We start from the raw sequence: 9994 nt of genomic DNA on the forward strand, positions 1-9994 counted from the left end.
TTATTTAGGGTATATATTTATCACAGCTTAAAATAGGCTTGTTTGACTAAATTTCCTGGGTGCCAACAAGCTGTTTTACGACGATTACCACCATCATTTAATGATGTCGCATAAAAATATTCAGCATACTGTCTATTTTTTATAATAAACATATCACCCACCCTAGATATATACCACATGCATGCATCATCAATTTCATTCTGAACTCCAGGTATCCAACTGCATACAGATCTTCTATTATCTGTAACATAATAACTTGCGTACATAAACTCTTTATAGAATGTATTGAATAAATAAACACCTTCATCTGCCTGTATGACTTTCCACCTTCCCTGTGAGACTTGCTGTCCTACTGTTTCCCAACCAACAACCTTTCTCATATTATTAGCATTATTTTTTACAAAATCATCAAGTAATGATGAGGCGTAAATATAATTATTATATTCCGTGTTATATATATCAATCAAGTTTGCATTGTTAATGATTGTATGATCGTTAAATTTAACTATCGCATGAACAATATATTTACAGTTATCAGGAAAATCCATCGGAATTATTCCCAAGTAAGGAGTGTCATTAATAGTAAGTTCCGAGTTTATACCAACACCATCCATTAAATACGTATATATTGATTCATTTATATAGTTAGATAACTTGAAATTTGTTTCAAAAATGTCACTGGTTGGATTTATACTCAAGAAAGTAACGAATGTAACATCATCTACTTTTTTATTGCTTGATGTTGCTAAAACCAAGTGTGATTCGATTTTTTTGATTTTTTCATTTGGATAGTTAGTGAAGATCTCACCATCACTGTAATCCTCTATCTTCATCTGGTCCCATTGAAGTCCATCTAATCCATTAACTCGAGAAACGATTACCATTTTCTTTCTAACATCGACTAATTTGGGTGTTCTACTCTGTTGCCATATATATTGCTCATACCCTCTAATATTAGAATTAAAGCAATCTCTGAATTCAGAGTCGGTAATTCCACGATAGCTGTTATATTCTTTCTGTATAGATAACAGTATTGTTTCCAATGGATGTTTCTCTAAAAAAACCTTACAAATTGATAGTACATCAGTCAATTTTATGTTTAAATCATATTCTCCATGATACATCCAAATTATACAATCGCTACTGTTCTTGATGCTACAACGAAGATCTAAAAATCGAATACCATTATTAAGTTGGTCTTCTATGCTCCAATTCTGGGTTCTCACCCATCCTTTTTTTACAGCGTTAGTATATGTGTATGTACAACTGTCGTGAGTTCCTGGTATCGACATCTTATTTAATGATGTATTATCTGGAATACTAGACATCCAATCTGTTAGACCCAGATTAAATCCTCCTAAAAATTTCCAATTTGCATTGTTTTCAGGTTTTGTCGGGAAATAGCGATAACCAACTGATGGATTCCCTGAACTCAAAAACTGAAAATAGTACCTATATTCCGGATAATAATAGATATCGCCAAAAAAACCTGCCTCATTCCACATTTTGGGGTTTTGATATGAACCTCTTGGATAGGTTCCTATGTCACTACATTGAATATTTTGTTTTTCATTATTATTCATTTTTTACCTTTTTATATTATTCTTGAACTCATTAAACGTCTGAAATTACATCTATTTATTGGAGAAGAAACTAATTGGTAAGGTTTTGTGTGCATCACTATTTAAAAAATTTAAACGGTAAGACTAAACCCTAAGAGAACTAAAAACCACCCAACTTCTGCTATGTTCCTTACCATGCTTGTCAAAGCAGATAGAAAATCAGCTATCCAGTTGATCAATAAAAGATATTATCTCTACAAGATCGGCGTCATCATTATTTATATCATCTTTCATGTTTTCTATTTTTGCATTGAGCGGGGTAAGTATTTGGTTAATATCAATGATATTAACCACGGTTCCATCCAAAGTCTTTTCCGTAAAATTCAATCGATTTATCAAATAACCATCACAAAGCCATTCCTCATAAGAATCCGGCCCCATACAAGCCATAATATATACACTAGGATCCATAATAAATGGTGATGAAGAAGGTACCGATTTGGCACACCCTTCATATTTTTTCGTAAGCAAGTCATATTCATAATTAAGTTTATTAAGTTCTGATTTTATATCTGAAACCCCATGGGTGAGCTCCACTCTAATATCTTTAAGCTTACTATCACATAAATTTATAATGGGGATTTGTTCTTGACAAAACGTCAGAACATAAGATAACAAATTATTATAAACATCCTTTGATCTGTTTTTTTTGTACTCCGAAATTAAATTATTTGAATTGTTTATGAAGTAGATTAATTTGTTAGGCAATGCATTAAGCAAAGGAAATTGATTGATATTATAATCTAAAATCACCATATATGTACCAATATCAGAAAACATTATCTTCAACGAGTATTCTTTCCATTGCTCACAATACTCTTTTAGGCTATTTATTGTATTTCCTGGCATAACTCCCCCATTAATAAATGGATAGTATTAAGTAAGCACCAACATACACGGTGCTTACTTATTAAAGTATTATTATGCGGCAGATGCTTTCGTTGCTTGTTCTAACTGGTCAGAAACAGAGGTTGTTTTATCTGTTGTCGGTTGAACTTGCATATACTGGCTTTTAAGAAGCTTAGCAGATTCTTCTATCGGTTGATTCGCCGATTTATAAGCAATAAGATGTTCTGTGAAACTCTCATCACTATCAGCATCGTTAAGATTTTTGTTTAGAATTTCAAGATTTGATGCCAAATCAGTCCATTGCTTTGAGATGTCAACCAGCGCTGTGGCCGCATCATTTGCGTGCTGAACTAAGCTTAGTAGTTGACCATTTACCGCTGTGGCTTGGGAGCTTTCTTGCTTCAAGCTATAGATTTCAGCTAGAAGTGTATTTTTTTGTTTATAGCAGTCAACCAGCGAAATAGTTGATGCTGCCTCCCCTGCAATGCTAGTCCCCACCACTCCCACACCTACCACAATAGCTGCGGTTGCCGCCCCTCCCGTAAATACCTCTGTCGCTGCACCAACACAAATCAAGACTGCACCACCAAGGATGCCGACGGCACTCAGAACTGATCCAGCAGTTAATTCATTAATTCTTTTATCAAGATCGGCGACCTGATTATTCAAATCGGTTATTTCACCTTTGTCTCCCGTAACAGCCGCTTGTACCTTATCGTTAGCACCAGAAAAATCACCAGACGATTTGGTAATATTTTCTCTGAAATCATCACATTGCTTTTTATAGTCTTCAGACTGATTCTGATATACTCCGCATTTTTTATGGATGCTATTTATAGATTCTATAACATCCTCTCTAGCAATAGAGTTGGGATAGAGTTTAATCGTCTCATCCGTGCGGTTAAAAACATCTAAAAGATTGTTCAAAGTGACTAAACATTGATTTTGGACGTTATTTATATAATCATTCGCATGATTGATGGCATCAGCTAAACTATCATTTAGACCTTTCTGTAAACTTTTTAAATGAGGATCAGCACTAAAATCAAATTTAGGCTGCTCGGTTAAGGCTAAACAATAACCGTTTACAATTAGAGCACTACTGACTTGATTATTGCTATCGTTAATCTGCTGATCTGCTCTTTGACGCATATCAACGTATTGTAAAACGTGTTGAGTTTTCATATATTTATCCTTTTGTTTAATTTAGTTATTACTTATGTACATTTGATCACTGACATATTTTGCATAAACACTTAAATCAGCCCATAATTTAGATAGTGTATTCAAATCACTTTCACTCATATTTAATAAACTATCTTTTAGCTCACTATATTTAGAGTACACGTCCAACCAAGCCTTTTCTGTATCCTCAGCCTTTGGATGAATCTCTTTATAATAATTATTAAAATCATTTGACTGTAACTCAATCGTTGTTGCCATAGCTATGGCTGCATTTTCTTTTGCAAGGGTTTGGTATAATCTGTCTAATTCAACAATATTTTCATTTATATCATCAAATATCTTTTTAACCTCGACCTCATCAGATCCAATATCTGAAATTATTTTTATATCGTCTGTCGGATCTTTTTTTAGCCCGTTCTCCCCTCTGGAAAGATTACGTTTTTCCACGCTATTATCTTTCATTTTTTTATTTGCCTGAAGTGGCATAACGGCATCTTTCAAATACTTAACGACTATCTTACTAATGTTTTTTCCAATGTCTTTATTTATTTCTAGTATTTTGTCAAGATCTTCTGACATTTTTTCCTGACACGTTTTAATCTCCGTCCTTGTTTTTTCTATTCCGTCAGAACCTTGTAATTCAGATATTCTATTTTGAATGTTATTAGAAAAAAAATTCGTAATATCACTATAATCATTATCAAATTCAGCTGTAACGGTGACAGAGCACTCGTAGATATCATTGATTTTCTTTATAATAGATGATGCTAATTTAGCGTCATCAGCGATATACTGAAAACTAATTGATATATAGTTACTGTTAATTCTAATTAACTGAAGAAAACTTGAAATTTTAGAATAAGAAATATTATTAAAATCATGAGCATAATTTTTAAATGAACTCTGCGTAAATATCAGAGAATTTTTTAAATTCAGATCAGTTACGTAGAGATCCACATTCTCTTGCTCTTCAATCAACAAAGATTGCTTGGTATTCTTTATTGTCTTACTCATTAACGAAAAAATCGCATTTTTAACCGAATCAAAATCTAAGTCAATAAGATTATTATCTTCACTCATTTCATTCACCATAAACATGATTAAACATTACCAGAAGGATAAATGTATTAATAATTTCACTGCTATCTATTTATTTTGATTTAATTCTCTTGATGCTGGATATTTGAAAGTTCGATTTATCTCCTTTAGCCATGAGCTAACCATGAATCAAACCCAGCCCCGTATCAGCCACTTTTATTTTACGGCAAAATAAAAACCAACATCCCTAGAGACATTAGTTTCGATTAAATGAGAATACTTCTGGATATTACCAAACATGGTGAATTAATCAATAGAGCAATAAGACATTTGCTAAATTTTAGGTACATTTATAATAAGGCTGCTAAGTGAAGTGATTTATTAACCGTAAATAGCTTTGAATACTCTGCAGATAATCAAATAAGTTAAATGGTCTGTAGCAGTTAATAACTTCATCCTTGACTGTAGTTTCTCGAAAAATCAAATAGGTGTTGGCTTCAATCTGCTTGAGAATGGTGATGGTCTGGCTCCAGTAAAGCAGGATCTTTTCATAAAGAATCTCCTGTATTCAGATTACGAAAGAATTCTACTTATAAGCACTTTGCTTTTTCGAGGGGGGTAGGCATTCACAGAACAAGACCGCCATCCTCGGATGTGATTCTTAACCGTGTGGTACTTAATCGAGTGGCGCTTAATCATGTGGAACTTACCAGGATGTCATGCCGGCCACGACGATCGTGACCAGCATAAATTGACTCACTAATTTCAAACGTTAGTTAACCAGAGGCACCTCTGGGTTCACGCCAAGCCAGCCCGGCGTGGGTTCGCCTTTCGCTTCACCCACATACAGACCCAACTGCGCGCGAAAACGTTCTACCGCACCGCGGTCATACATGAAATCAGCAAATGCCTGCGGACGAGTGTTACGGTATTCCCAGATAGGCTTGTAACCTACTGGCGGCTCAACATCGGTACGCACCGACCACATACGAGAGACCTGAGTCTGCGTTTGTGGATCCAATACCCAGCTCAGGTACAGCTTGGCGCTTTCTGGGTGTTTAGCCTGTTTGAAGATGGCGGCACGTTGAGCCCAAGATACAAAAGGATCGGACTTCGGCAGAACAAAGCGGGTCACCGCATCTGCTGCCGGAACGAGCGCCCCAGAACTGGTAAAGGTTGCGCTATATTTTCCTGTCGCGATTTCAGCGCCGGGCACGTTGGTGCCGCGCACATAGACGGGATCCTGCTCCTGCAATTTTTTCACAAAATCCCAGCCGTATTTATCCACAACCAGCTTGTACCAGAACAGTACCGCATCGTCGTCGTTCGGATAAGCCAGAATCAAATTACCTCTCAGATTGGGACGAAGGTAGTCATTAACTTCACGCGGCCAAGATTTTTCATCCAGAAGCTGGGTATTGACCAAATTACTGAATGCGATGACATAGGCACCGGTCCAGGCACCATCCGCATCACGAAATTCTGGGTAAATTTTGTCCCAGCCACGCGCTTTGTAGTTCAGTAGCACGCCTTCTTTTTTCCAGCGTGGGAAATTCTGCACCGTTTGCAGTTGCACCACATCAGGAATCAGGGTGCTGGTCGCCAGTTGGTTATCAATACGGGCATCATGGTATTTGCTGTAATCGACAATCACATTCAGTTTCATGCCGGGAAAACGTGTCTCAAACGCCCGTTTGAAACCAGCCTGCTGTGACTGCACATCGCCGCCGGCATAAACGGTAACCGTACCGCCTTCTCTCAACGCACTCTGATAGATTTGATCCAGCGAGCGCGTCTCAATTTCAACGCCCGCCTGACTTTGCCCGACGCTGAACCCGGCCATCATGGCCAGCATCAGCACTGTTTTCTTCAGGTACTTCCCAGTGTATTGCATTGTGATTTCCTTCACTTAATGAATAAAAACCGTGCCGGCAAACGACAACGAGCAGCCGCTGAAACGGCAACGGTGTAACCAGCGAATCGTGGGTAAACGACGCGCAGGATTAGCTCGACGATAGGATCGTCAAAAATACAATTGGAGGAGAATGACAGCCGTGCTGCCGTAATAAATGCAGAGATCTGTCTAGCGAAATAGGAGAAAACGAGAAAGCGTCGAGACAGAGTTTGGCGAGTAACGTCACCATCAAGTGGGTGACTTTGGTTTGCCAATTATCAATGATAAAAAGCGCATGATCCTTCATCGTTATCTCTCCCGTCCAAGGTTAATCTCCCTGTTCCTGCTAGGGAATTGAGAGGTAAGTTTACAGGATTAAATAAAAATACATACGAAGAAAAAGCGAACAATATAGTTAAAAATATTGAATAGCCAGACAAGGAGAATAGTTCTGATTAGAACAAATTTAGCCCAGGCGGGGAAATTTATAGCGGCGAGAAGTTTAAATCATTTAGCATTAAAAATAATTTCATTTTGAATAATATCGCTTGATGATTATGAGGAAATTTAACAATCGGGACTACCGTCATTTCCCCCAGCCTTTGTAAATAAAAATTTATAAATAATTATCATTCGATTAAAAATGAACGCTTATGCGGTCACCGAATACAATAATATTTGCATAGTGGCTATAAAAGATCCTTTTCAATCATCATGACCTTGCCTGTCTCGGTATCCAGAATAAGCAAGGCTTCTTGTGTCGCACTAGCGTGGATGAGAAGTTTCCCTTCACAATCCCAAACCGCCGACTGCCCTGCACAGATAAAATTATCGGCTTTGCCAACAGCGTTTGCCATCAGGACAAACATCCCATGCTTTCTGGCAATCGCAGGATAATGTGCATAAGCCCGCATCACGCCATTAGCGGACTTTGCCACACTCGCTGCATAAAGATCGGCCCCCAACTTCGCGGCCTCAAGTGCATGGGCAGGCTGCAAAGACTCATAGCATATTGCTGGTACAACGAGTTTCCCTTCAACGCTAACGGTAGTTTGTTGCTTGCCTTGTTTAAAAAAAGGAATTTCGTCAGGATGAAGCCGCTGCTTTGAATAAAATAACGTCTCTTTTCCCGGTTGAAAAATAGCCATCGTTATTTTTATCCCATCGTTGAATTTGACAGGATAACCTATCGCAATAAAAACCCCATGCTCATCACTTATTGACTGAAAGGTATCAAAATTAATTTCGTCAGACGGCAATGCTAATGTTTCTGCTAATGAGGGCTCATAACCGCTTAGTGAGAGTTCAGGAAAAATAATAATATCGACAGCATTCTGTATAGCGGTAATTACCATGTCCTGATGTTTTTTCACATTCTCATCGACATGACCAGCCACGGACGCTATTTGTGCAATACAGATTCTCATTGTAAATACCCTGTGCTTATCTGAATAAAATCATGCATGGCTTATATCACACAGAATAAAAAATGGACAATATGAAATATTTATTTATGGCACATCATTTATCTATCCAGGTTTGTGTGAAAAAGCGTTATATATTCGGCACCAAGTACACCGCAAATATCCTGCAAGGCCCCAGCTCACAGCCGTGAAAAACACCACTTTCCCGATGTTTTTTCTCCTCATCAAAAGACGCCAGCAGACAATGTTCATTGACCTCCAGCTCCTGCGCCATATGGTTGCAGGATAAGTAGGAACACTCTGGCGATTGCTCCAAATGAAAAGAGACAATATCAAAACCCTGCAACACTTTTTGCTGTGGTATCTTCACGTCGGTGTCAAAAGAGGCTTCCGGCTCGAACAGGTTCCATTCTGCTGTATCTTCATCATACTGATACTCGTATGCCTCGTAATAAAACATCGTGGTATCGGCCAGATCAATTCCTTCTTCTTTCGCCAGAGAATAAATCATCTCTGGCGAATCAAACAGCCAGTAGCCGTTATGACGCCAAAACTGAATATATTCACAAAAAGCATCAGAGACACAGCAACTCACCGAGTAAATATCTTTTACCTGCTCGGCGTTAAGCCAGTCAGGTTTTAGTGCGACTCTTTTAGCTAAATATCCGACGGGGATCATGGGTTTTATTCCTTGGTGTTTTCTGGCTATTTTCGCCTATGAGACAGGTCATTCGACTTTATTATTTCACACGCTTCATGATGCATATACCTGTCATACTTCAAGTTGCCTGTGCGTTGGCTGCGCTACTCGGCATACTTACGTGTACCTCGCCCCGTTGGGGCCGCTGCCAGCAGCGTTCAAACCTACCTCAGGCGGGTTTTTCACTCACCCGAATCACTTACCTGATGCATCGCGTATTCGCCAGTGATTGTCACCGTTGAGCACGGTCAACTGTTGATACGTATTGTGACTGAATGACAGATAACAAAAATCCCGGCCTGTTTGAGAGGCCGGGATTTTTATTCTTGATCAGAAGAAGGCGTTTTTCGGGCTTTGCGTTCATCTATTTTTGCAAAAATCCATGATCTAAGAGCCGACGCTGTTCCTGCAATAACACTGGCAACTAAAACATGTTTAATATCCGCATGTTCGATACTCACTTTATGACTAACGATGAACTTTACAGTTACCAAAGCCAGAGAAAAAAAGATTAAACAACAGAAAACCATGTATGCAATGCTTAGAAACAGCAAACCTACAGTAAGTTTATTTGTTCTTTTCATTAATTTCATCCTTGACTGTATTGCTTATAAATTCCCCGCCTATCGCACCGATAATATCACCAACAGGTGCTGAACCAGAACCCAATACAGGATCAAATAGGGGTGGTGCAATTAAACCAACTGTTGTACCAAACACCCAGCCAGCACTTGTCCCAGTTAGAGCCCCCTTATCCGGTCCATCAGTAAATATAGTTCCCCCTGCGGCGATTCCTAAGTTAGCCCATACTCCACGCCCTGGAGCCAGCCCACCGGTAACTAATGCCGCCGTGGTACCCCAGTAATCATAGGTTTTGTTTTCATTACCTGGCTGACTTAGGTCATACCATTGATACGTGGCATTCGATCCACCACTCAGAGCCGAACCGACCACCACTTTTCCTAAAGTCGCTGCGGGTCCCAAGTACCCGCTATCAGCACACCATTCGTATATCCATCCACTATCGCTTTGGAGATATCCTGCCCTTCAGGCATGACGCCGGTCACTAACCTGTGCATCGCGTACTGACGCTCTTCTTCCGTTATCGGATTCAACACGTTACCGTTTTCATCCAGCAGGTTGGTATTGGTATACAACGATGTCATCGACATGCCAACATCAGTCATCCCTTTTGGCATCCCATTTGGACCGAAGAAGTTATTCTCAACCGCATTGCGCCCAGATTGCGCGCCGCTGGCAGCAGACGCCGTGCTGTTGCCTA

The 9994-nt window shown here is 39.1% G+C and carries 10 protein-coding genes; all 10 read right to left on the bottom strand.

Annotated features, from left to right (window positions below; all coding sequences use genetic code 11):
- Positions 1-20: 20 nt before the first annotated feature.
- Complete coding sequence (locus K7X24_RS02740) at positions 21-1583, bottom strand: phosphatidylinositol-specific phospholipase C (RefSeq protein WP_224552791.1); 1563 nt, start codon at positions 1581-1583, stop codon at positions 21-23.
- A gap of 198 nt (positions 1584-1781) precedes the next feature.
- Positions 1782-2471: a hypothetical protein gene (locus K7X24_RS02745; protein ID WP_224552793.1), complete on the bottom strand. Its 690-nt coding sequence runs from the start codon at positions 2469-2471 to the stop codon at positions 1782-1784.
- Between the two features lie 72 nt (positions 2472-2543).
- Positions 2544-3656, bottom strand: a complete 1113-nt coding sequence (locus K7X24_RS02750) for an HBL/NHE enterotoxin family protein (protein WP_224552795.1) — start codon at positions 3654-3656, stop codon at positions 2544-2546.
- Positions 3657-3677: 21 nt separating this feature from the next.
- Positions 3678-4736 carry a hypothetical protein gene (locus K7X24_RS02755; RefSeq protein ID WP_224552797.1) on the bottom strand — a complete coding sequence of 353 codons (1059 nt, stop codon included), beginning with the start codon at positions 4734-4736 and terminating at the stop codon, positions 3678-3680.
- A 730-nt stretch (positions 4737-5466) separates the two neighbouring features.
- Positions 5467-6588: an ABC transporter substrate-binding protein gene (locus K7X24_RS02760; protein WP_224552799.1), complete on the bottom strand. Its 1122-nt coding sequence runs from the start codon at positions 6586-6588 to the stop codon at positions 5467-5469.
- A 689-nt stretch (positions 6589-7277) separates the two neighbouring features.
- Entirely contained in the window at positions 7278-8015 is a 738-nt protein-coding gene (locus K7X24_RS02765) for a carbon-nitrogen hydrolase family protein (RefSeq protein ID WP_224552800.1), read from the bottom strand.
- Between the two features lie 127 nt (positions 8016-8142).
- Positions 8143-8691 (bottom strand): hypothetical protein, encoded by a 549-nt coding sequence (locus K7X24_RS02770; protein ID WP_224552802.1) that lies wholly within the window; start codon positions 8689-8691, stop codon positions 8143-8145.
- A gap of 341 nt (positions 8692-9032) precedes the next feature.
- The gene (locus tag K7X24_RS02775) at positions 9033-9296 is read right to left on the bottom strand and encodes a hypothetical protein (RefSeq protein WP_224552804.1); all 264 of its coding nucleotides are present in this window, start codon (positions 9294-9296) and stop codon (positions 9033-9035) included.
- Complete coding sequence (locus K7X24_RS02780) at positions 9280-9666, bottom strand: hypothetical protein (protein ID WP_224552806.1); 387 nt, start codon at positions 9664-9666, stop codon at positions 9280-9282. The genes K7X24_RS02775 and K7X24_RS02780 overlap by 17 nt, the downstream gene beginning before the upstream one ends.
- Positions 9667-9674: 8 nt before the next feature.
- Positions 9675-9994, bottom strand: a 320-nt coding sequence (locus K7X24_RS02785; protein ID WP_224552807.1) for a VENN motif pre-toxin domain-containing protein, incomplete at its 5' end; no start/stop codon positions are given.

Origin of the sequence: Pectobacterium versatile, from assembly GCF_020166435.1 — a bacterium.
In the GTDB taxonomy this organism is placed as follows: domain Bacteria; phylum Pseudomonadota; class Gammaproteobacteria; order Enterobacterales; family Enterobacteriaceae; genus Pectobacterium; species Pectobacterium versatile.

Coding starts and splice junctions, on each gene's coding strand:
- K7X24_RS02740 (WP_224552791.1), bottom strand. CDS start 1,583: ATGAATAATAATGAAAAACAAAATATTCAATGTAGTGACATAGGAACC.
- K7X24_RS02745 (WP_224552793.1), bottom strand. CDS start 2,471: ATGCCAGGAAATACAATAAATAGCCTAAAAGAGTATTGTGAGCAATGG.
- K7X24_RS02750 (WP_224552795.1), bottom strand. CDS start 3,656: ATGAAAACTCAACACGTTTTACAATACGTTGATATGCGTCAAAGAGCA.
- K7X24_RS02755 (WP_224552797.1), bottom strand. CDS start 4,736: ATGAGTGAAGATAATAATCTTATTGACTTAGATTTTGATTCGGTTAAA.
- K7X24_RS02760 (WP_224552799.1), bottom strand. CDS start 6,588: ATGCAATACACTGGGAAGTACCTGAAGAAAACAGTGCTGATGCTGGCC.
- K7X24_RS02765 (WP_224552800.1), bottom strand. CDS start 8,015: ATGAGAATCTGTATTGCACAAATAGCGTCCGTGGCTGGTCATGTCGAT.
- K7X24_RS02770 (WP_224552802.1), bottom strand. CDS start 8,691: ATGATCCCCGTCGGATATTTAGCTAAAAGAGTCGCACTAAAACCTGAC.
- K7X24_RS02775 (WP_224552804.1), bottom strand. CDS start 9,296: ATGAAAAGAACAAATAAACTTACTGTAGGTTTGCTGTTTCTAAGCATT.